A 23,446-nucleotide genomic window follows, 5' to 3' on the forward strand; every position below is an offset into this window, starting at 1 on the left:
CGTGTTTCTGTAGACCATGATTTTCCGTTTGGTTGCATGATCCTTAGGCTGCGACGGCGGGCACCGACAACCGTTTCAATTGCGCTGAAAGGACGAATATCGTGGAGCAGGCAAAGAACGGGACCGGCAAGGGTGGACGCAAGGCGCTTTGGGCCGCCGTTGCGGTCATCGCGATAGCTGCCGCTGGTCTGTCCGGATACAAGATCACGCTTCAGAACACCATCACGTCACAACTGGAAAAGCGTGGCGGCAAGGCTGCTTCCGTCGAAGCCGATTTCCTTGGGCGCATTCATCTGCGCGACGTGACGCTGCCGCTCAAGAACGGTTCTGATGTGCGCATAGGCTCGATCGAAGGCCGTCCGAAATTCCTGTTTCTGACCGGTATGCTAGATGCATCCGACATCAACACGCAGGTCGCCAATTACAAGATCTCCATTCCCCATGTGAAGATCGACGATGCGAGCTTTGATATTTCCACATTGCGCGAAACCTTTGGCAACAGCCAGCTGACCTTGCCGGAGCGCGTCGGTCGCTTCTCGGCCAAGAGCGTCGTCGCACCGGAAATCAATCTGGTTCAGACCATTGCGGGCAACGAGCAGAAAATCGTCTACAAGGACGTGAAGCTCAATGACATCCAGCAAGGCCACGTCGCCAGTTTTTCCGCCGCAAATACGACCTTTGAGTTTGCGTTCGACGCGCCCAAAGAGGACGGCGAAACAGTCCGCGACCAGATGCAGGGCTCAATCGGCCAGACGGAAGGCAAGGACATTGACGGTGTTTATCTGACGCGCCTTTATACGGAAAAGGCCGGACCGGACGACAAGGACGCCAAGCCGGTTTATGGCCCGTTCTCTGCCAAGAATATCGTCATGAAAAGCAGCGAAGCGAGCTTCGGCTACGACGAAATTCGCAGCAATGGTTTCAGCATGCGCATGCCTGCCGAACCGCTTCTGGAAACGGTTCAGAAACTCGAGGCGGTGAAGAACCCCGACGACCTGACGCCCGCAGAACAGCGCGAATTCTTCCTGCGCGTGCTGTCGATCGTCGATATGATTGGCAAGGGCGACATGGAGATGCTCGGCCTCAAGATCGAGCCCGCCGACGGCACCAAGGGCAAGGGCGACATTGCTCAGATTTCGATTGCGTTCGACACCAGCAAGGTGGACGCCACCGTGAAGGGCGTCAATATCGGCAACGGCACCGACTATATGAAAGTCGATGAAGTTTCCATGCAGGGCTTTTCCTGGGCACCGACTATGGAAGCCTTGAAGAAGTTCGCCGCGCTTAGCGATGAAGAGGCCGAAAACTTCCCCTTTACAACGCTTTTGCCTGAATTCGGCACCACGCGCGTTTCCGGTGTCGATGCTGATCTGCCTTATGAACCGGAAGCGGTTGATGATGTGACCGGCGCTGACGAAACCACAGACGATGCGACCGATCAGGAAACCGTCGATGCGGCGGGCGATGATGCAGCCGCCGCGACGGACGATCAGGGTGTCGATATCGCGGGTCCGGCACAGGATTCCACGGAAGAGCCTGCGACCGAAGGCGAAGAGGCGCAGCCGGAAGCTGCTGAAGAAGCAACGGTTCCAGCAGTTCCAGAGCGCATAAAATTCTCCATGAAGAATTACGAAGTCGCGCTCACCAAGCCGCAGAACGGTATCCCGTCCGATATTCGCGTAAGCTATGAGGATATGACGCTTCCGGTTCCGCATGGCAGTGACCAGATTTACGATCACCTGCGCAAGCTTGGCTATGACACGGTGACGATCTCCTCCAACATGGCGATGAACTGGGATGAAGCGAACCAGAATCTCGTCATTTCGGATATTTCCGTCAGCGGCAAGGACATGGGCCGCGTTTCGGTCAATGGCCTGATGGGCGGCTTCACCAAGGAGTTCTTCTCGGGCGACAAGGTGATGACGCAGGTTGCCGCTCTTGGCCTCAAGGCGCGTGAAGTGAAGGTGAAGGTTGAGGAAAAGGGCCTGCTCGCCAAGGCGCTCAAGCTTTATGGGGAAGAAAACGGCATGACGGAGGACGAAGTACGCAGCAACTTCTCCCTGATCGCCGCCGCCTTCCTGCAGGAACTGGCGACTGATCAGCCGAAGCTACAGGACGCGGTTACCGCATTCTCAAACTTCCTCGCCAAGCCGAATATTTTCGAGCTGACGGTCACGTCGAAGGCGGAGAAGGGCATTGGCGCGCTGGATATGATCGCGGCGTCGCAGGACCCGCTGTCGCTGCTCGACAAGGTGAATATCGAAGCCAAGGCCGAGTAAGCCATCTCTCCGGAACCATCGAGAAAAAACGCCGGCTGCATCGCAGCCGGCGTTTGCATATGGACCGCCGTTTGAATAGATTTTCGCATCGAAAACGCCTCCAATCTGGAATCAGACACTATGCTGAAAAATATCAATCCGTTGCTGACCGGCTCGCTCCTCTCCATTCTCGCAGATATGGGGCATGGAGACGATCTCGTCATCGTGGACGCAAACTACCCGGCGCAGGCTTCCGGCGTGCCCGTGCTGGATTTTCCGGGCATCAGCGCCACGGCCATGGCCGAAGCCGTGTTGTCGGTTCTGCCGCTCGATGATTTTGTCGACATGCCAGCGGCTGTCATGCAGGCGCCGAACGAGACGCCAGCCATCTATGGCGAGTTTGAAGAGGTCATCGCTGTGGCCGAGGGGCGCAAGATCGCCGTCGATCCGGTGGAACGCTTTGCGTTCTACGCCCGCGCCACCGAAGCTTTCGCTGTGATCCGCACCGGCGAGCGCCGGCTTTACGGCAATATCATTTTCAAGAAGGGCGTTATCCGCTCCTGATCGTCGAAGACGAACCAATAAAAAGCCCGGGCCGTTGCGCCCGGGCTTTTGTTTCAGGAATTATTCCTGCGGCTTTTCATTCTGGCCCTTCATTGGACCGTGGGAGCCTTTTTCGCCGCCCTTATGGTGCTGTCCCATGCCGTGACGGCCTCCATGTGGACCTTTGCCACGGCGGTCCATATGGGCAGCGCGCATTTCGCTGCGGTCGAGCTTGCCGTCTTCGTTACGATCCAGCGCGGCGAATTCCTTCTTGCGCTGGTTTTCGATGGCCGTCAGGGTGATGTTACCGTCGCCCTTGACGTCGAGACGACGTTCCAGGCGGTCGGCTTCGCGCTTCACGAAACGCTTGAGCGCCAGCGCTTCAATTTCATCGCGAGACAGGGTGCCGTCGCCATTGGTGTCGGCGGCCTTGAGCTCTTCCATGCGGGAAAACTTTTCCAGATCGATTGGCCCGCGCTTGGTCTTGACGTCCTTATCCTGTGTAGCAGCCGCTTCCGTTGCTGGCTTTGGTGTATTCGCGTTGCTGCTTTCTTGTGCCAGTACAGGACCAGCAAGCATAGTCGATGCGATTACAGCGAGAAGTGCGGTTCTATATTTCATGGTTGCTTGACTCCATTACTCTTTACAGGGCGCCGTCAATTGGCGTGTGAGTAATGTGTGTCTTTTTAGATGAACCGCATATGAATGGGCCAATTAATTATATTTAATGAAACTGTAATGTACTCGCGACACGGTGTACGAGGTTGCAGCGAATGCGGACATATCCAGATGAACGATGAGGTTTATGAGGGGAAGATAATCGAAATTTTGATGCGATCGCAGGATCACTTCGTCGCCGTTCGTTACGGTGTCAATCAGCGGAAGCGTTTGTTTTCAAAAGAGAAAATGGTGGGTGATGTAGGGATCGAACCTACGACCCGCTGATTAAGAGTCAGCTGCTCTACCAACTGAGCTAATCACCCACTCGCTTTGCCGAGGCAGCGGCCCCGGTGAAGTGAGCGGGTGTATACCGGTCGATTTTCCAGCTGTCTACCCTCCAATAGAAAAATTTCGAAAAAAACTTGCGTCTTTGTGCAAAAGCCCGGAAATGCGGTGTTTTGGAAAATCCGGCTTTGCACCTTTTCCGGGAATATCGATCATTCATCCGCCAAAGTTGCGATTGCTTGAGCGAATCCCGAAGAATCGAATGCAAAAAGAATCTTGTTTTGATTCATTTTTTTGCTCTTCCAGCGTTGTAAGCGCGCCTGGCCGACTCCATATTCGCGAAATACTGGATTCGTGCTTGCGGATGTGTCCGCGCGGGAGGCGAAACAGGTTACGGCATCGGGGCGTATGCAAACGCTTCAAATGTCGCAGCCATGTCATCATTTTTTGATGCTTGTCTGAGAAGTTAGAGCATATAAATGTCTTGATCAGCGGATATTAAGTCCTCGATCAAAAATCTTCGCTGATCGATCAGCAAAACAAGCTCGAGCAAGGCGCGTCATGCACCGGATAGCCTTTGCGGAGAAAACCGAGGCGGGTAAACCGCTTCAAGATCCGGTTCGCGGCATTTGAGGAAAGCATGGAAAGCATTATCAGCGATCTCGGGCAGTTCATTTCCGATCATCGGGCATGGGCCGGACCTATTGTTGGTATCATTGCCTTCGGCGAATCTCTCGCGATCATTGGAATGTTCATTCCCGCCACCCCGATAATGATTGCCATTGGCGGCCTTGTCGGCGCTGGAATCATCGAGCCGCTGCCGGTTATTATCGGCGCCATCATCGGCGCGGTAATCGGCGATATCATCTCCTATTTCCTCGGCTGGTGGCTGGGCCGTAACATCATTCACAAATGGCCTCTCAATAAACATCGCAGCGGTGTGGCGCGTGCGCGCCTGCTGTTCCGCCGCTATGGCTTTTCTGCCGTCTTCCTCGGTCGTTTTTTCGGGCCGGTTCGCTGCACGGTGCCAATGGTCGCGGGCATGATGTCGATGGACCAGACGCGCTTCCAGACTGCAAACGTGCTGTCGGCACTGGTTTGGGCGCCGCTGATGTTCCTGCCCGGCTGGCTGGCTGGACGTGGCGCGGGCATCTTCGCCAAGATGGATGGCGACCATATGTTCTGGTTCGCCATCGGAATCACCGTGCTGACTCTGATCGTCACGGTCATCGGTGTGCGTTTCTTCAAGGCGCGTCCGCGCCGCGAGCGCAAATCGCGTCGGGTGCAAGTGTCGCCCGCCGAATAGGAATGAGGCAGACGCACTTGCCTGACCGGCGATCGTCTGCATAATAAGAGTGAAGCTGGCAGCGGATCGAAGCTTTTGCCTGCCAGCCTTTTGAATATATTGCGAACAACAACCGTATGTTTCGTATGGCAATTGGTGCCCGAGGTCGGCGAGAAAGCCGATACAGCGCCCTATAAAAGGTTCATCGCGCTTAATGCCCGACGACAGTTCTGACGATTCGTCTTACCGAAGTACCGGTTCCCTCGCGGGAACCTTTCACTTCATAGGCCTGAAGCCTCTCTCCGCCGCTTGTGGATTTTTTCGGCTGGATCGCGATTTTGCGTTCCGGCCCGAAAGCGTTTGCGCCGGTATCTCTGAATTCCGCTTTTTCTGACCCGTTTGGACGCTGTCTTTTTGATTCAGGTCAGCGATCTAAACATTTGTTTGTACTCACATATTGCCCGAAAATAGTCTTCGGGTTGTGTTCTAAAGGAGCCGACATATCATGGACTGGTCCATGGACTGGATTGCCGACCCCAATGCCTGGATAGGTTTGGTGACATTGGTGGTGCTTGAGATCGTTCTCGGCATCGACAATCTCGTCTTTATCGCCATTCTGGCCGATAAATTGCCCCCGCATCAGCGCAATCGCGCCCGCGTCATCGGTCTCGCTCTGGCGCTTCTCATGCGCCTTGTCCTGCTTGCATCGATTTCGTGGATTGTGACGCTGCGCGAACCGCTGATCGAAGTGATGGATATGTCGTTCTCCGGACGTGACATCATCATGTTGATCGGTGGTCTGTTCCTGCTGGCCAAGGGCACGATGGAACTGCACGAACGCCTGGAAGGCGCGCATGGTGCGAAAACCTCCCGTGTCGTCCATGCCGTGTTCTGGCAGGTCATTGTCCAGATTGTCGTCCTCGATGCGGTGTTCTCGCTGGATAGCGTGATTACGGCTGTCGGCATGGTGCAGCATCTGCCGGTGATGATGATCGCCGTCATTATCGCAATCGGCGTCATGATGCTGGCTTCCAAGCCGCTGATGGACTTCGTCAACAAGCATCCGACGGTGGTTATCCTCTGCCTTGGCTTCCTGATGATGATCGGTTTCAGCCTCGTGGTGGAAGGCTTTGGTTTTCACATTCCGAAGGGCTATCTCTATGCGGCCATCGGCTTCTCGGTGTTGATCGAAGCGGCCAATCAGGTCTCGCGCCGCAATCGTGAAAAGCTGGTGACGACCAACGATCTGCGTGAGCGGACGGCGGGCGCGGTTCTGCGCCTGCTCGGCGGCGGGCGCGGCGAGAATCCGCTTTCCGATACTGTTGACGTGATCGCCCAGCAGACAGCTGCCAATGACGTCTTCCTTCCGGAAGAAAAGGAAATGATCCGTGGCGTTCTGGATCTGGCGGATCGCCCGGTGCGTTCGATCATGTCACCGCGCAATGAAATCGAATGGCTCGACATCGATGAAAGCGAAGAGGATTTGCATGAAGCGATTCGCAAGCTTTCGCACTCGCGCGTTGTTGTTGCCCGCCGTCAGGTCGACGAATTTGTCGGCGTCGCTTCGGTTCGCGATCTGCTGCTCGACATGACGGACAAAAAGTCCATCGATTGGGATCAGGTCGTCAAGCAGCCGCTTGTCGTACACGAAAGCGCCAATGTGTTGCGTGTGATGGAGCAGCTGCGTGTCTCACCGGTGCAGCTTGCCGTCGTGGTCGATGAGCATGGCTCATTCGAAGGCGTCGTTACGCCGACCGACGTGCTGGAAGCGATTGCCGGGGAATTTCCCGATGAAGACGAGGAAGCATCTGTTGCCGAATCGGACGGGCAGGGCGGTTATATCGTCGACGGCTTTGTTGATATTCGCCGCCTGAGTGGTCTTCTGGAGCGCGATCTGGTGGATGACAGCGACCGCTATACGACGCTGGCTGGCTACGTGCTCTGGCACCTTGGCCACCTGCCGCTGGGCGGTGAAAGCTTCGTCGCGGATGGCTTCGAATTCAGGATCGACGCCATGAAGGGGCGCAATGTGGACAAGGTCCATATCAAGCCCGTCAATGACTACGAGGTGTAAGCTGGTATGATTTTGCGGGCGGCGGCTTGTCGCTCGCAAAATATTTCACTCTGTTAACTCCGATAAAATAAGTCGGTTATTGACATCTGCGCGGAAGCCTTCAAAATTAACCCATCGTTCATTGTTACGGCGAAAGCGTGTCTGGATTGAAGACGTGCTTTAAGGTCGGAAGCTTTGAGATGGGGACGCGACAACGCGGATAGGAGGCCTGGTTTAATGCAGAACTTGCAGGTGCTGACCACCGGAGTGAAAAACGCCTTCTTGGGCATTCCTGCGTTTTTGGCGCAGCCATGGCGGGAAATGAAATTGAGCGCTGAAGAAATCGCAGCGCGTCGGCGCAGCCGGTTGGAGCGCAGTGAGCATAATTTTCTGTGGTGCTGGCAGCATCGCGGTTTCTGGTAAGATTTTACGCAGAATAAAATATGGGCCGGGGGCGAAAGTCTCCGGCTTTTTTGTTGTGCTGTTTCTGATTTTTGACGCTTGAAGGAATAATTTTCTAACGCGCTTAGGCCGCTTGGGCGCATGTTCCAAGGACTCCGCAGAAAGTAGTTTATTGATTTAAATCAATGATTTAGGTTGATTTTGAATCACCTTTCGGTAGATTTTCTTTCCAAGTTCAATCGTCTGTATGAACGCTTTGCAGGTGCAGGGCGGTGGGGATGGGTCTAATGCGAAAAATTTTTCTCTATGCGGCTGTCGCGCTCGGTCTGGGCGCAGCGCCGGTCAAGGCTGAAGAGCCGAAGGAAATCCTGAACGTTTCCTACGATATCGCCCGCGAGCTTTATGAGCAGGTCAACAAGGCGTTCATCGCCGACTGGAAGACGAAGACCGGTGATGAGCTGACCGTCAACCAGTCGCATGCCGGTTCGTCCAAGCAGGCCCGCTCCATTCTGGAAGGCCTTGAAGCCGATGTGGTGACTTTCAATCAGGTGACCGATGTGCAGGTTCTGCACGACAAGGGCGATCTGATTCCGGCGGACTGGCAGAAGCGCCTGCCGAACAATTCGTCGCCTTATTACTCGTTTCCGGCGTTTCTGGTGCGTGCGGGCAACCCGAAAAACATCAAGAACTGGGATGATCTGGCCCGCGACGATGTGAAGGTGGTTTTCCCGAATCCGAAGACCTCGGGCAATGCGCGCTATACCTATCTGGCGGCGACCGCCTATGCGAAGGAAGCCTTCAACAACGATGACGCCAAGGTGCGTGAATTCGTCGGCAAGATCTTCAAGAATGTACCGGTTTTCGACACGGGCGGTCGTGGCGCGACGACGACCTTTGCCGAGCGCGGTATCGGCGATGTGCTTGTTACATTTGAAGCGGAAACCCGTGGCACGCAAAAGCAGCTCGGTGCGGATAAATACGACGTTGTCGTTCCGCAAGTCAGCCTTTTGGCCGAATTCCCGGTCACGGTCGTAGACAAGGTGGTGGACAAGCGCGGCTCGCGCAAGATCGCGCAAGCCTATCTGAACTATCTCTATGCGCCGGAAGGTCAGGAGATTCTCGCGCAGAACTTCAACCGCGTGCATAACAAGGCGGTCATCGAAAAGCATAAGGATATCTATCCCGATGTGCGTCTCGTGACGGTCGAGGATGTCTTCGGCGGCTGGGACAAGTTGCAGAAAGAGCATTTTGCCGAAGGCGGCGTGCTTGATCAGCTCTTCACCAAGAAGTAAGCGGTTATTTAGCTCATATGCAGGAGCGTGCGGCGACGTGCGCTCCTGCCGTCATATGGAATGATTCAGTGTCGCTTCTCAGCATGAAACGCAATTCGGTGTTGCCGGGGTTCGGTCTGACCCTCGGCTGCACTTTGTTTTATCTGACGGTTATCGTGGCTCTGCCATTGCTTGCCATGATCATGAAGACTGCGAGCCTCGGCTGGAGCGATTTCTGGTCCATCGTCACCTCCGACCGCGCGCTGGCCACCTATCGCATCACGCTCGGCACTGCGGCACTGGCAACCGTGTTCAATGGTCTGTTCGGGCTGCTGCTGGCATGGGTTCTGACGCGATATGAGTTTCCCGGCAAGCGTCTGATGGATGCGGCCGTCGATCTGCCTTTTGCGCTGCCCACGGCAATTGCGGGTCTGGCACTGGTGACGGTCTTTGCACAGAACGGCTGGTTCGGCCAGTTTCTGGAACCGCTCGGCATCAAGGTCGCCTATGCGCCGCTCGGTATTTCCATCGCCATGGCGTTCACCAGCATTCCCTTTGTCATCCGCACGGTGCAGCCGGTGCTGGAAGATATGAGCGCCGATGTCGAGGAAGCCGCGCGCAGCCTCGGCGCAAAGCCATGGCAGATTTTCGCCCATATCATCTGGCCGACGATCTTCCCGGCCTTTCTAGCGGGCGCATCGCTGTCGTTTGCGCGCAGCCTCGGCGAGTTCGGTTCCATTGTTTTCATTTCCGGCAATCTGCCATTCGAAACGGAAGTGACATCGCTTCTGATCTTCATCCGGCTCGACGAATATGATTATCCAGCAGCGGCAGCGCTGGCCTTCGTCATGCTGGTTACAGCATTCCTGATGCTGCTCATCACCAATCTCATTCAGGCAAGGCAGCTTCGTTATGCAGAGCGCTAGTGTGGCGCGCAACGCGCCGGGGGCCGTTCGCAGCCTGTTGATCTGGCTGGCCAGCATTCTGTCCATCCTGTGCATCGGCGCGCCGCTGGCGGTCATTTTCGCTTATGCGTTCAGCAAGGGCGCGGGCGCGTTCTTTGGCGAAATCCTGAAGCCCGATACGCTGCATGCGATCTGGCTGACTGTGCTGGTCGCCATCGTGGTCGTGCCGATCAATATGGCGTTCGGCGTCTGTGTCGCCTGGCTGGTGACGAAGTTTCGTTTTCCGGGACGCAGGCTGCTGATTACCTTTGTCGAGATTCCCTTCTCCGTCTCGCCGATTGTGGCGGGCGTGACCTATCTCTTCCTCTATGGCTCGCAGGGCCTGCTCGGACCTTTGCTTGAAAGCTATGATCTGAAGATCATGTTCACGGTCCCGGCGATCTTTCTGGTTAGTCTGTTCGTGACCTCGCCCTTCGTGGCGCGGGAATTGATACCGCTGATGGAAGTGCAAGGCAGCGACGAGGAAGAAGCGGCGATGACGCTCGGCGCCAATGGCTGGCAGACATTCTTCTATGTCACGCTTCCCAATATCAAATGGGCGCTGCTCTATGGTGCGGTGTTGTGCAATGCGCGTGTGATGGGCGAATTTGGCGCGACCTCGGTGGTTTCCGGCGCTATTCGCGGCAAGACGAACACTTTGCCGTTGCAGGTGGAGCTACTGTTCAATGACTATAATGTCGCCGGCGCCTTTGCTGCGGCTTCCACACTCGCATTGATTGCCGTTCTGACGCTGGTTTTGAAATTCCTGCTGGAGCGCAAGCAACACGCTTGATGCCGTGCGTCCGAAAGGACGCACGGCGCGCGAGCGGTCAGGCGGCCAGTTGGGCAGCTTGGGAGGATGCTGCTGTTTGTGGCTCCCTTTGCAGGGAAGAGGCGAGAATGACGCCTTCCGGCCAGCGGCTGAACCCGCTCGCGACATTGATGTGACCGGCATGGCCAAGGTCGACGAAGCCCGAACCCCAGACATTCGCCAATGCCTCTGCCTTGGCAAAGCGCATATAATCGTCATTGCGGCTGGCGACGACGATGGACGGGAAACCCAGCTCATGGCGCGGCAACGGCGCGAAGCTCTGGAAGCGGTTGTCCCTGGAGGCCATGGTTTCCGCATCAGCCGGGGCGACCAGAAGTGCGCCTGCTACGTGGGCAGCAGCCGGACGGCTTGCCAGATGGGCAACCAGCACACAGCCGAGGCTATGGGCAACCAGAACCGCGCCGGGATTTTCGGCCAGTTTTGCTTCGAGCGCATGCATCCAGTCGGATAGCACTGGATAATGCCAGTCGTCCTGTTCAACCAGTAATGCTGACGGATCGTCATGCAACCATTGGCGCTGCCAGTGGCCTGCTTCCGATCCCTTGTAGCCGGGGATGATAAGTGTCGCAGGCATGCGTTGTTTCCTTTTCAAGCAATTGCAGCAAAAGTGCAAAGCGGTTTTGCGTTCGCAATTGCGATAGAGATCAGAGCCTTGGGAGGGCTTTTCTGTTTCGCTTTTCGTCCCGATATCGAGGCGACTTGCGAAGCAGTTTCCAAAATAAGCCCTGAAACCCGCAACTTTAAGGAAAAGGAATTCAAATTCAGGCGGATAAGTGAAAATTATTCTCCGCCTGAATGGGGTCTCACTTATTATGCTTTTCGTTCCAGCGCAGCAGGAACTGCGATTTCTCGAAAACCAGCACCACCACCAGCGACATGGCGAAGGGGATCAGGAGATAGAGCAGGCGGAACACAATCAGTGCTGCCAGCACATCCGCCTGATGCATATCCGGCAGGCCGGTCAGGAAAACCAGTTCAAGCACGCCAAGGCCGCCCGGCGCGTGCGAGATAAGCGCTGCCGAGAAGGAGACGAGGAAAATGCCGAGCACGATCAGGAAGCCCGGATTGCCCGCTTCCGGCAGCGCGAAATAGATGATGCCCGCAGCGCCGATCAGCTCCAGCGGGGCCACGATCAATTGCTGCACGACAACCGACATGCGCGGATATTCCAGTCGGAACTTGCCGATCTGTAGCGGACGCAGCTGCATCCAGCTGCCGAAGACATAGAGCAGCACGAAGGCCAGCATGATCACGGCAATGACCATGGCCACGGTGGGTGTCAGATCTTCGTTGAAGCGCATGAGGACATGCGGCTCAAGCAGCAGCACGACACTTGATGTGATGATGACACCGAGAATGAATGTGAATGAGCAAAACGCGATGAGAACAGCAATCTCGCTGCCGGGCATGCCTTGCGAGGAATAGGCGCGGTAGCGAACAACAGCGCCGGAGACGACCGATGCGCCGATATTGTGCGACAGGGCATAGGTGGTGAAGGAGCAGAGCGCGATGAAAAGCCAGGAAATCTTGCGTCGCAAATGGAGAAGCGCGATACGGTCGTAACCGGCAAGCGAGCTATAGGCGAGAAGGGCTGCCGCCGCTGCCAGTACCCAGTGATGTGCGCGAATGGCGTAGAGGCTGTCCAGAACATCGTCGAGCGATATGCTGCGAAGTTCCCGATAGAGAAGCCAGACTGAAACGCCCACAGCACAGACACCGATGACTGGCCAGATATAATCCTTTGCTTTCATTAACCGATTACCGCCCCTTCAATTTTCATCTGTGTTCCCCCTTATATAGCCTGTGCTTCGCCATCAGCGGCAGTCACAGAACTGTCGTCCTGTGCCTGAATATGCCGCTGTGGCTGCCGGGCAGAAGCATTGCCGCCCGTATTCGAAACGTCTGCGCCGATTGCCTTGGCCATTGCCTTTGCAATTTCCTCTTCGCCAAGAATGACGGCGGTTGCACCAAGATCGGTCAGATATTGTGCTTCGGCCTGCGAACTGGCCTGCGCGACGATGTGAATATCCGAGTTGGCCGCATGGGCCAGAGCGGTTGCGCGTCCTGCCTCGAAGGCATTCGGAATCGCAATGACCAGATTTTTGGCAAGCCCCGGATTCGCCGCATTCAATATTTCGGTATCGGAGGCATTGCCCGCAATAGCTTCGATGCCTTTTTCCCGCAAAGCGGTGCAGATTTTCGGCGAGTCATCGATGACGAGGAACGGCATCGCATGTTCCTGCAAACTGGTGGCCAGCCTGCTGCCGATATGTCCGTAGCCAGCAATGATCGTGTGGCCGGTCAGAAGCGTGTGAGGCAATGGTTCCGGTTCGGAAACATCGATGGCTGCGCTGCCCGTTGGTTCGTTTGCTGCTTCGCTTGCGCTGCGCTTTTCGATCCAGGGCCGCATCCGTTCCGCGACGATGAACATCACCGGATTGAGGAAGATGGAAAGGATTGCGCCAGCGAGAATCAGATCGCGTCCGGCGGGTGGCAATAGATTGAGGCTGACGCCAAGCCCGGCGAGAATGAACGAGAATTCGCCGATCTGCGCCAGACTTGCCGAAATCGTTAGCGCCGTGCTGACCGGGCGGCGGAAGGCCCGGACGATAAAGAAGGCCGCTACGGATTTGCCGATCAGGATGATCGCAAGCGTGGCCAGAAGGGGCAAGGGGTCTTTCAAAAGGCTCATCGGGTCGAACAACATGCCGACCGAAATGAAGAACAGCACTGCGAAGGCGTCGCGCAAGGGCAGGGATTCTTCAGCTGCGCGGTGACTAAGCTCGGATTCGCTCATCACCATACCGGCGAAGAATGCGCCGAGTGCGAAGGACACGCCGAAGAGATGCGCCGCGCCGAAAGCCACACCGAGCGCAATGGCCAGAACGCCAAGACGAAACAATTCGCGCGAGCCGGTCTGTGCGACGACGTTGAGAAGCCAGGGAATGACCTTGCGCCCGACCACCAGCATCAGGGCGACGAACAGAACCACCTTGGCGATGGTCAGGAGAATGATGCCGCCAATGCCGAGGCCAAGCCAGGCCGCAAGCGGGTCGCTTGCTGCGGCACTGGTCGCGCGTCCCGTGACACTGGCGACGGCGGGCAGCAGGACCAGCGCCATCACCATGGCGAGATCTTCAACGATCAGCCAGCCGACGGCAATGCGGCCGCGTTCGGTGTCGATCAGGCGGCGCTCCTGCATGGCACGCAACAGAACGACGGTACTGGCGGTGGATAGCGCAAGGCCGAAGACCATGCCTGCTTCAACGTCCCAACCGAGCGCAAGGCCAAGGCCGGTGCCAAGGGCGGCCGCGGTGGCGATTTGCGCCAACGCGCCCGGAACGGCGATGGCTTTAACGGATAGCAGGTCTTTCAGGGAAAAATGCAGACCGACGCCGAACATCAGCAGGATGACGCCGATTTCGGCGAGCTGCAAAATGAGGTCCTGATCGGCAACGAAACCGGGTGTGTGCGGACCGGCAATAACGCCAGCCAGAAGATAGCCAACCAGTGGAGAGATTTTGAGGCGGGTGGCTACAGCACCGAAGATGAAGGCAAGGCATAACCCGATGACGATTGTCGCTATCAAAGGCGTGTCATGGGGCATAGGGTGCCGTTTCCCTCTGTTTTAGCATGTCCTTGTCCCAAAATCGGTTTCCACTTTCGGGGAACATGCTTCTGTCAATTCATTGTGGGAGCCGGGCAAGACGGAAATCCTGCCCGGCGATTGGATTACTTCTGCGCGATGGCCTTTTCTTCAGCAGGCTTGTGAGCCTCCTTGTGGTGCTGCCACCAGTCGCCCAGCAGAAGCAGGATCGGCGCTGCGATGAAGATCGACGACGACGTCGCAATGACGATACCGAACAGCATCGGCACGGCGAAATTATGGACGGCGCTGCCGCCCCAGATCGCCATCGGGAACATACAGAGGAATGTCACCAGCGATGTGTAGATACAGCGCACGAGCACCTGATTGATACTCATGTCGATGATCTCGCGCAGCGGCTTCGACTTGTAGAGGCGCATGTTTTCACGCATGCGGTCATAGACAACCACCTTGTCGTTCACCGAATAGCCGATGATCGTCAGGAGAGCAGCGATTGCCGTCAGGTTGAAATCGAGCTGCATCAGCGCGAAGAAGCCGACGATCTTGGTCGTATCCAGCACAAGGGTTATGATCGCGCCGAGCGCGAAGAACCACTCGAACCGCCACCAGAGATAGACCAGCATGCCGAGTGCGGAGAGCACGACCGCTATGAAGCCGGAACGCGCCAGTTCGCCGGAGACTTTCGGTCCCACGACTTCTGTTCGTTCGATCTTCACGCCCGGATCAAGCTCGGTAACGGCTTCGCGCATCTTGTTGACAGCAACCGTCTGCGCTTCCTCGCCACCATCCTGACGCTGGATGCGGATGAGCACTTCATTCGGGCTGCCTGCGCTCTGGAGCGCCACTTCACCCAGTTCCAGCGAACCGAGCTTGGCGCGAAGCTGCGCAAGGTCGGCGGGCTGCGACGTGGTGATTTCGGCCTGGATACCGCCCTTGAAGTCGATGCCGTAATTGAGGCCCGGCTTGAAGAACAGCACAATCGAGGCAATCGACAGCACGATGGACACGCCGATACCGGCGAAGCGCGCGTTCATGAAGCGGTAGTTGGTGCCTTCCGGCGCAAACTTCAGGATCGGCTCGATATGCAGAACCTTCAGCTTGCGACGACGCACGAACCAGCCCATCGCCATGCGCACGAGCGTCACGTCGGTGAACATCGAAATCGCGATGCCGAGCATCATGGTGATGGCGAAGCCGCGAACCGGGCCTGTGCCGAACATGAACAGAAGCAGCGTCGAGATCAGCGAGGTGACGTTAGAGTCGACGATGGTTGCAAAGGCGCTGTGGAAGCCCTTGTCGAGCGCCGCCATCGCGCCGAGGCCTTTACGCGTTTCTTCGCGGATACGTTCGTTGATGAGAATATTCGCATCGACCGCGATACCGATACCTAGAATAATACCGGCGATACCGGGCAGGGTCAGCGTGGCCCCGATGAGGCTCAACGCGGAGAAGGTCAGCAATGTGTGCAGAAGAAGCGCCACATTGGCGATCATGCCCCAGAGGCCGTAAAGCAGAACGATGAACACGGCCACCAGCGCGAAGCCGATGATGCCGGTGACAAGGCCCATCTTGATGGCGTCGCCGCCAAGGTCGGGACCGACGGTGCGTTCTTCAATGACAGTCAGCGGCGCGGGCAGGGCGCCTGCGCGCAGCAGGGCGGACAGAACGACAGTGTCCTGAACGGTGAAGCTGCCGCTGATCTGGCCCGAACCGCCGGTGATCGGCTCACGAATAACCGGTGCGCTCAAGACCTTGCCGTCGAGAACGATGGCGAAAGGACGGTTCACGTTCTTCGTGGTGATATCGGCGAACTGACGTGCGCCAAGGCTGTCGAAACGGAAGGAAACGATCGGCTCATTGGTGCGCTGGTCGAAACCGGCGCGGGCATCGGTCAGGCGTTCACCCGAGAGCGCGATCTGGTCTTCGATCGGATATTTGATATTCGCATCCTTGGAATCCGGCATGATCGTCACGCCCGGAGGCGGCGTATCGTTCGGATTGACATCGGCGACCATGTGGAAGCTCATCTTCGCCGTGCTTCCGAGAAGCTGGCGAAGCTGAGCCGGGTCCTGGAGGCCCGGAAGCTGAACCACGATACGGTCGGAACCGACGCGCTGGATCGACGGTTCGGCAACGCCGACCTGGTCAACGCGCTGGCGGATGATTTCGAGGCTCTGCTGCAGTGCTGCGTCGAGGCGGTAATTGAAGCCCGCTTCGGTCAGCGTCAGGCGGACCTGATTATCGGTCGAGTTGACGTCGATATCATTGATCGCCGTGCCGAAACCGCTGGTGTTGACCTGCGAGATGAGCGTGCGAAGCGCCGTTTCCGCCTTGGCGCGCTGGTCGGCATCGGGAATTGCCACGATGACGGCATCGCCCACGGCGCGGATCGACTGCGGCTGGATGCGCTCAGCGCGCAGCTTGCTGCGGGCATCGTCCAGCAGCGCACGCAGGCGGTCCTTTTTAAGGCCGGCTGCGTCCACTTCCAGCACGAGATAGGAGCCGCCGCGCAGGTCGAGACCGAGCGTCACCTGACGCTTCGGGAACCAGGATGGCATCGCATCCAGCTGTTTTTGTGTGAAGAAGTTGGGCAAGGCGATGATAAGCCCGATCACGACGATCAGGCTGTACAGCGCTACGACCCATTTCGAAGTACGCATGGATTGTGGTTCCGAGTCTGCGCGTCATCTCAAAATCCCGACAGGCTGACCGGAATGGAAAGCCACAATCTGTGTGGGGGCGGATGACGCTGTTTTACGTAAAAGTGTTGGGGACTGGAGAAAGCCAGTCTTCCGATGGTGCCTATTATGCGCTTACAGGAGGTGCGCGGGCAAAACCAAAATATTGCTGGGCAGCCGTAAAATGCTGAAAATCGCGCCCGGCCTCTGCAGATTTCGCATTGGCAAAGGGATGACCGGCTCGGGCAACGGCGAGTGCCGTGTCACCACCCAGCGGAAAAGCTGCTTTGATTTTCGCGGCCATGGCTTCGACGAGAATGGCGCGCATGGGCTGCGGTGCGGGTGCCGATTGCTGCCGGACAGGAGCTGTCGGCGTGCTTTCAGCCTGTCTGGCGGCAAGCATTTTATGAAGGCTGCGAGATGTATCGTCGCCAGTCTTGTCGTTCAGTGCAGAGAAGTCCACGGCGAACAATAGTGCTGCAAAAGACAGCACGCATGCCATCAACAGCATGAAACCATGCTGTCTATGCTGCCCTGTGCTGTTCATGCCTATCATAAAACTGCCCAGACTTTCGTTAGAGTCTCGCTCAGGATTCGAGCCAGTTTCTGCACTGTTCACGAATCCTCATTAGCCATTTGTGCCGGTGCGAACAAGGAAATACTGGCGTTTTGCCGTGGTTTCATTGTCGCCTCGCAACAAGTGGCGGGCGAAAAGCACCGTTCATGCCATTGGGGAGCACGTGGGATTCTCTCTTGCAACCTGCCTTGCTTCCGTTCTACGGCGCTTTATGTTGAAACAGTGATCTTCATAACGGCAGATTTGAAATTGGCCCATTTATCGACGTTTCGGTTCGTTGCATTTTCTCTTTTGATTGGCGCGCTTTCGTTGGGCAGCATAGCGCCCGCCAGCGCACAGGATAACAAGCCGCAAGCGCAGCAGGCTCCTGCCAGTCAAGCGCCTGCCAGCCAGTCGAACGATGGTGCTCAGGCAGCGCCGGAAGATGGCGACCAATCTCAGCCGCCGGTATCGGCCATCGTGCAGCAGCAAAAGCCGATCATTGACGATCTGAAGCAGCAGGCCGACAAGCTCAAAGAACAGCTGCAGAAAGCTGAAAACAGCGACGAAGCGCTGGCAAACCTGAAGCTTCAGTTCGACGCACTGTCCAAAAAGCTTCTTGATGCGGGTGTCGCCTTTCGTCCACGACTGACCGAGATCAATACGCGTCTGGAGCAGCTTGGCCCCGCGCCATCGGGCGATGCGACAGAGCCGGGTATCGTGACGGATGAGCGCAAGCGCCTCACCGCCGAAAAGGCGCTGATTAACGCGATGATCGGCGACACGGAAGATACCTCGCTCAGCGTCAACCAGATGTCGGCGAAGATCGGCGATCTGCGTCGCGACCTTTTTGCGAAGACGCTGTCGCAACGCGTCAATCTCGATACCGCGCTCGGCACGGAGGTCGCTTCAGCGGCGAATAATCAGGTCATATCGCTGTGGCGCATCATCCAGTCCTGGTGGCGCTTCGTCGTCACCTTCAAGCTAAACTCGTTCCTGGCAGCAGCATTTTTCGCATTCGTCGGTGCGCTGGTGATCCAGCTCGGTGCGCGGCGTTTGCTTGGTACGCTATATCAACGAGACCCGACCATCGAGTCGCCGTCCTACCTTAGCCGCCTTCTGGTCGCCTTCTGGTCCACGGTCATTCCGTCTGCAGCACTCGGCGTCTTTCTGGCGACGACCTATTTTTTCCTGAACTATTTCAATGTTCTAAGAACGGACGTTGCGTCGATATTGGAATCGCTGTTCATCGTCCTCGGTCTCGTCTTCTTCATTCATCGTCTGGCCGCTGCCTGTATCAGTCCCGACATGCCGCAATGGCGCCTCGTACCGGTCGCGCCGCGTCCGGGGCGGATTCTGGGCTTGCTGATAACCGCGACAGCGCTGACGACGGGCGTCGATTCTTTTATCGGTACCGTCAACAAGCTACTGTCGTCGCCCTTGTCGCTCACCATGGCCCAAAGCCTGCTGGCGACTGTCATGGTGGGCATTCTCATTCTGGCAATCGCCTTCCTGAAACCCGTAGTGCGGCGGGATGACGAGCGCGTGCGGTCATGGCCGCGTCTCTTCAAGATATTTCTGATCATATTGGGATTGCTGCCCATTCTGGCCGCCCTCTTCGGCTATATCGGCATGGCGCGCTTTCTGTCACAGCAGATCGTCGTGACCGGCGCTTTTCTGGTGACGATGTATCTGGGCTTCCTGACGGGGCGCGCCATTTCCGAAGAACAGGCATTTGCGTCAAGCAAGGTCGGCGCGAGCTTGCGCGAGCGTTTCCACTTTGACGATGCGACGCTCGACCAGCTGGGGCTTGTCGCAGGCATTCTCATCAATCTAGTCGTAGCACTGATCGGCATTCCGCTGGTGCTGATGCAGCTCGGCTTCCAGTGGGCCGAGCTGAAAAATGCATTCTTCAAACTGATGACCGGCTTTGAAATCGGCAATATGTCGGTTTCGCTGATGGGGCTGCTCACCGGCATTTTGCTGTTCGTCATCGGCTATCTGCTGACGCGCTGGTTCCAGAACTGGCTCGACAACAGCGTCATGGCGAGGGGCCGCGTCGATTCCGGCGTGCGCAATTCCATCCGCACGGTGATCGGTTATGTCGGTCTCTGTCTCGCCGCCCTGATGGGCGTCTCGGCGGCCGGGTTCAATATGTCCAATCTGGCGCTGATCGCCGGTGGTCTTTCACTTGGTATCGGTTTTGGTCTCCAGAACATCGTCCAGAATTTCGTTTCCGGTCTCATTCTTCTGGCGGAACGCCCGTTCAAGGTCGGTGACTGGGTGGAAGCAGGCACGGTCAGCGGCATCGTCAAGAAGATCAGTGTGCGCGCAACGGAAGTGGAAACCTTCCAAAAGCAATCGATCATTGTGCCGAATTCGACGCTCATCAACGGCAATGTCGGCAACTGGACGCATCGCAACAAGCTTGGCCGCATCGATATCAATGTTCAGGCTTCCTATACGGAAGACCCGCGCCGTGTGCACACGCTGTTGCTGGATATCGTGCGCGGCCATCCGTCCATTCTCAAGAATCCAGAACCGTTCGTCGCTTTCCAGAGCATGACCGATTCACTGATGGTGTTCGACATCTATGCGCATGTCGCAGACATCACTGCGACCGGCGGCATCAAGAACGAGTTGCGGTTCCAGATCGTGGAGCGCTTCCACGAAGAGGGGCTGCATCTGTCGTCGTCTTCGACCGATCTCGTGCTGGGGCTGCCGGAAATCGAAAAACTTTCCGAGATCATGCAAAAGGCGCCGACAGCGTCGCCAAAGAAGAAGGTGCGCGAAGAGAAGGCAAAGGCAACGGACGACAACGACGATAAAGCGTGATCACGCCTCGTTCAGTTGCAGTTCAGTTTTGTCCTTTTATAAAAGAGCTACGAACGGCGGGTCGTTCATCGAGGATGGAAGCAAGGCTTGCTTCCATCAGGGTTGTAGAAGCGGGAGCGGTGGAAACACCGAAACGATATGAACGTAATTCAGATCAACAAGTTTGCTACGATCGGTCTTGGCGCAGTCGTCATGCTTGCCGCTTCCATGGGCGGTTCTTACGCCGCCAAGATTTCCAACAAGGACAGCGCCGCGCAGACGATCGTGGTCACCGAAGGTGCTTCAAAGCGCGAGATGGTTGTGGCGCCGGGCGACACTGTCGATTTCTGCGCCGCAGGCTGCTTCGTCACTTTTCCGAACGGCGACCGCGAAGCGCTGACCGGTGATGAGACGATCACCATCACCGGCGGCAAGGCGACGCTGAAATAAGTCTGCCGCATTATTGAATTGAAAAAGCCGGGCGTTGTGCCCGGCTTTTTTGTTGGCCTCACCGCTGGCTCAACTGCGCGGCTTGAGGTTTTCCGGGTCGTAAAGCGGCTTATAGCCAACAGACGCTACCTCGACCGGATAGGTTTCGCCGAAATATTCGACGGTCAGCTTGCGGCCTTCCTGACAATGGCTCCATGGCAGATAAGCAAGCGCGATATTCTTGCCGATGGTCGGGCCGAAAGCGACCGACGAGGTGAACGAGCGGCGGCCCAGTTCATCGACCAGCGTTTCGCCGGTTTCCGGCTCCATGACCGGCATGATGCCGACCGGGAAACGGGCGACGCCCTTCGAATCGATATTGTCGGTCATGACCAGCGTGCAGAGCATAGCGGGCTGATGTTCCCGGGCGCGATATTCGACATGTTTGGCCTTGCCCCGGAAATCGGCCTCCTTGACCTTCGGGCGCGCCAGATCTGCTTCAAGGAGATTATACTCGGTCAGCAGGTCGGCGTTCTGAAGGCGCAGGCTTTTCTCCATGCGGCGGGTATTGGCATAGGTTTCGACACCCACGGCAATCGTGCCGGTGGAGCGCAGCGCATCCCAGACGGCGAGGCCATCTTCATAGCGCATATGCAATTCCCAGCCCTGTTCACCAACATAGGAAATGCGGAAGGCGGTCACGTCCTTGCCCGCAATCCTGATCGGCTTGATCGCCGCAAACGGGAAGTTTTCGGCATTGAGACCGTCAGGATTCTCAACGACTTTCTTGAGATTTTCGCGGGCATTCGGGCCCCAGATGCCGATGGTGACATATTTCTCCGTCACATCGGTGATGGTGACGTCAAAGCCCTTATCCTCGGCCACGCGGCGCATGTAATGGAAATCGCGGGGGCCAGCATCGGCACCGTTGATCATGCGGATGCGGTCCGCCATGCGTATTGCCGTGAAATCGGCGCGCACCATGCCTTCATCGTCGAGGAAATGCGTATAGATGCCCTTGCCGATATTGGCGTCGCCGCCGATCTTGGCCGCACAAAGCCATTCCATCAGCTCGACATGGTCCGGGCCTTCAATGTCAACAATCGCGAAATGTGAAAGATTGATGATGCCGCAATTTTCGGTCAGTTCGAGATGCTCGGCATTGGAAACGCGCCAGAAATGGCGGTTGTCCCATTCATTTTCACGCACGGGTACGCGGTCGCCGTATTTTTCCAGCAGGTGTTCATTGGCGGCATAGCCATGCGCACGCTCCCAGCCGCCGAGTTCCATGAAATAGCCGCCAAGCTCCACTTCGCGTTCATAGAAGGGTGAACGGCGGATATTGCGGCCCTTGGAGAAAGGCTCACGGGGATGCACCGCCGGGTTATAAACCTTCATTGCCGTTTCGGTGCAGCGATCCCAGATGAACTGTTCGGTCATCTGGTGCGGATAGAAACGGGAATAGTCGATGGCGTGATGGTCGATGGATGTGCGGCCATCGGTCATCCAGTCGGCAATAAGCTTGCCCATGCCGGGGCCGTCCTTGACCCAGATGGCCACCGCATACCAGAGGCCGCGCACCTTCTGGCTTTCACCCATGGATGGGCCGCCATCGGTGGTGACTTGCAGGAAACCGTTGAAGGAATGGCTTTCATTATAGCCAAGCTCGCCGAGGATCGGGGTCAACTCGATGGCGCGTTCGAGCGGTTCCAGAACCTGTTCCATATCGAGGTCGCGCTGCGATGGCGAAAGGCGCGCTTCGTGCTTTTCCAGAAGATCACGCGGGTGGCAGAGGCGCGGATTGGTCTCTTCGTAATAGCCCCATTCGATCTGGCCACCTTCGGCGGTCTTCGGATCGCCGGTGTCGCGCATATAGGCCGAATTGCCCTGATCGCGCATCAACGGCCAGCCGATTTCCTTGCCGGTGCCTTCGAATTCATTATAAGGACCAAAGAATGTCAGCGGATGGTCAATCGGCATGACAGGCAGATCTTCACCGACCATTTCGGCAATCAAACGTCCCCAGAGGCCAGCGCAGATCACCACATAATCGGCTTCAATCGTGCCGCGATGGGTGACAACACCCTTGATGCGACCGTTTTCGACCAGCAGCGACTGGGCGGGTGTATTGGCAAAGCTCTTCAACTTGCCAGCGGCTTCCGCCTGATCGATCAGTTTGCCAGCAACCGTCTGCGAACGTGGGATGACCAGACCGGCATCCGGGTCCCACAGGCCGCCCTGAACCATGCTTTCTTCGATCAGCGGAAATTTTTCCTTGATCTCTGCCGGTTCCATCAGGCGGGCGCGGGTGCCAAACGCCTTGCCCGATGCGACCTTGCGCTTGATTTCATCCATGCGGCCATCGTCGCCCACACGCGCAACTTCAATTCCGCCGACGCGGGCGTAGTGCCCCATCTTCTCGTAGAAATCGATGGAATAAAGCGTGGTCCAGCAGGAGAGGAAATCGTGGCTGGTTGCATAGCAGAAATCCGACGCGTGGGCTGTCGAGCCGATATCGGTCGGAATGCCCGACTTGTCGATGCCGACGATGTCGTCCCAGCCCCGTTCGATCAGGTGGTGCACGACGGATGCCCCGACGATGCCGCCGAGCCCGACGATTACGACCTTCGCCTTCTTAGGAAACTCTGCCATTTTATGTGACCCTGGTTGGTATTTGACAGAACCATAATCGCTGACGGGGCAGGATATTTGCCTTTATACGACATATTCGCTGCCTGACACGACTGCGTCTGCCACCGGGCAAAGCCGGGGTTATTCGCAACAAGCCTGTTCTGCAAGCGACATGCCGGTACGAGCGTCACCCGATCT

Annotated in this window: 16 protein-coding genes, 1 tRNA gene and 1 pseudogene; 10 read left to right on the plus strand and 8 right to left on the minus strand. The window is 56.9% G+C overall.

Annotated elements, in window-relative coordinates:
• Positions 1-101: 101 nt before the first annotated feature.
• Positions 102-2,279, plus strand: a complete 2,178-nt coding sequence (locus QLQ11_RS01550) for a hypothetical protein (RefSeq protein WP_283735915.1) — start codon at positions 102-104, stop codon at positions 2,277-2,279.
• Between the two features lie 120 nt (positions 2,280-2,399).
• Complete coding sequence (locus QLQ11_RS01555; RefSeq protein ID WP_109369346.1) at positions 2,400-2,822, plus strand: RbsD/FucU family protein; 423 nt, start codon at positions 2,400-2,402, stop codon at positions 2,820-2,822.
• Positions 2,823-2,882: 60 nt separating this feature from the next.
• On the opposite strand, the gene QLQ11_RS01560 is transcribed toward QLQ11_RS01555, so the two are convergent.
• Complete coding sequence (locus QLQ11_RS01560; protein ID WP_109369345.1) at positions 2,883-3,422, minus strand: EF-hand domain-containing protein; 540 nt, start codon at positions 3,420-3,422, stop codon at positions 2,883-2,885.
• 286 nt (positions 3,423-3,708) lie between these two features.
• Positions 3,709-3,784 (minus strand) — tRNA-Lys (locus tag QLQ11_RS01565).
• A 602-nt stretch (positions 3,785-4,386) separates the two neighbouring features.
• Between QLQ11_RS01565 and QLQ11_RS01570 the strand changes: the two genes are divergently transcribed.
• The 6 genes from QLQ11_RS01570 (at position 4,387) to cysW (ending at position 10,494) form a co-directional block, all read left to right on the plus strand.
• Complete coding sequence (locus QLQ11_RS01570) at positions 4,387-5,052, plus strand: DedA family protein (RefSeq protein WP_109369313.1); 666 nt, start codon at positions 4,387-4,389, stop codon at positions 5,050-5,052.
• 484 nt (positions 5,053-5,536) lie between these two features.
• Complete coding sequence (locus tag QLQ11_RS01575) at positions 5,537-7,105, plus strand: TerC family protein (protein ID WP_109369312.1); 1,569 nt, start codon at positions 5,537-5,539, stop codon at positions 7,103-7,105.
• Positions 7,106-7,321: 216 nt separating this feature from the next.
• Positions 7,322-7,507, plus strand: coding sequence for a hypothetical protein (locus QLQ11_RS01580; RefSeq protein WP_109369311.1), 186 nt, complete (start codon positions 7,322-7,324; stop codon positions 7,505-7,507).
• 266 nt (positions 7,508-7,773) lie between these two features.
• On the plus strand, positions 7,774-8,778 hold the full coding sequence (locus QLQ11_RS01585) for a sulfate ABC transporter substrate-binding protein (protein ID WP_283735912.1): 1,005 nt from the start codon (positions 7,774-7,776) through the stop codon (positions 8,776-8,778).
• Between the two features lie 83 nt (positions 8,779-8,861).
• Complete coding sequence (gene cysT / locus QLQ11_RS01590) at positions 8,862-9,683, plus strand: sulfate ABC transporter permease subunit CysT (RefSeq protein WP_109370257.1); 822 nt, start codon at positions 8,862-8,864, stop codon at positions 9,681-9,683.
• Positions 9,670-10,494, plus strand: coding sequence for a sulfate ABC transporter permease subunit CysW (cysW, locus tag QLQ11_RS01595; protein ID WP_109369309.1), 825 nt, complete (start codon positions 9,670-9,672; stop codon positions 10,492-10,494). The genes cysT and cysW overlap by 14 nt, the downstream gene beginning before the upstream one ends.
• A gap of 37 nt (positions 10,495-10,531) precedes the next feature.
• On the opposite strand, the gene QLQ11_RS01600 is transcribed toward cysW, so the two are convergent.
• The 5 genes from QLQ11_RS01600 to QLQ11_RS01620 form a co-directional block, all read right to left on the minus strand.
• Positions 10,532-11,107 carry an alpha/beta hydrolase gene (locus QLQ11_RS01600; RefSeq protein WP_109369308.1) on the minus strand — a complete coding sequence of 192 codons (576 nt, stop codon included), beginning with the start codon at positions 11,105-11,107 and terminating at the stop codon, positions 10,532-10,534.
• A gap of 229 nt (positions 11,108-11,336) precedes the next feature.
• A complete protein-coding gene (locus QLQ11_RS01605; protein ID WP_109369307.1) occupies positions 11,337-12,284 on the minus strand; it encodes a lysylphosphatidylglycerol synthase domain-containing protein in 948 nt (315 codons plus the stop codon).
• A gap of 41 nt (positions 12,285-12,325) precedes the next feature.
• Positions 12,326-14,140 (minus strand): YbaL family putative K(+) efflux transporter, encoded by a 1,815-nt coding sequence (gene ybaL, locus QLQ11_RS01610; RefSeq protein WP_109369306.1) that lies wholly within the window; start codon positions 14,138-14,140, stop codon positions 12,326-12,328.
• A 125-nt stretch (positions 14,141-14,265) separates the two neighbouring features.
• Complete coding sequence (secD, locus tag QLQ11_RS01615; protein WP_109369305.1) at positions 14,266-16,800, minus strand: protein translocase subunit SecD; 2,535 nt, start codon at positions 16,798-16,800, stop codon at positions 14,266-14,268.
• A 145-nt stretch (positions 16,801-16,945) separates the two neighbouring features.
• A complete protein-coding gene (locus QLQ11_RS01620) occupies positions 16,946-17,374 on the minus strand; it encodes a hypothetical protein (RefSeq protein ID WP_109369304.1) in 429 nt (142 codons plus the stop codon).
• A 270-nt stretch (positions 17,375-17,644) separates the two neighbouring features.
• On the opposite strand from QLQ11_RS01620, the pseudogene QLQ11_RS01625 reads away from it, so the two are divergent.
• Together QLQ11_RS01625 and QLQ11_RS01630 are read left to right on the plus strand one after the other, a co-directional pair.
• Positions 17,645-20,132: pseudogene (locus tag QLQ11_RS01625) on the plus strand (mechanosensitive ion channel domain-containing protein); the annotation flags it as partial.
• A gap of 215 nt (positions 20,133-20,347) precedes the next feature.
• Positions 20,348-20,638: a hypothetical protein gene (locus QLQ11_RS01630; protein ID WP_109369303.1), complete on the plus strand. Its 291-nt coding sequence runs from the start codon at positions 20,348-20,350 to the stop codon at positions 20,636-20,638.
• Positions 20,639-20,707: 69 nt separating this feature from the next.
• Here the strand turns inward: QLQ11_RS01630 and QLQ11_RS01635 are convergent, their stop codons facing one another.
• The gene (locus tag QLQ11_RS01635; RefSeq protein ID WP_109369302.1) at positions 20,708-23,269 is read right to left on the minus strand and encodes an FAD-dependent oxidoreductase; all 2,562 of its coding nucleotides are present in this window, start codon (positions 23,267-23,269) and stop codon (positions 20,708-20,710) included.
• Positions 23,270-23,446 lie beyond the last annotated feature (177 nt).

Source organism: Ochrobactrum sp. SSR, from assembly GCF_030067775.1.
Taxonomy (GTDB): Bacteria; Pseudomonadota; Alphaproteobacteria; order Rhizobiales; family Rhizobiaceae; genus Brucella; species Brucella teleogrylli.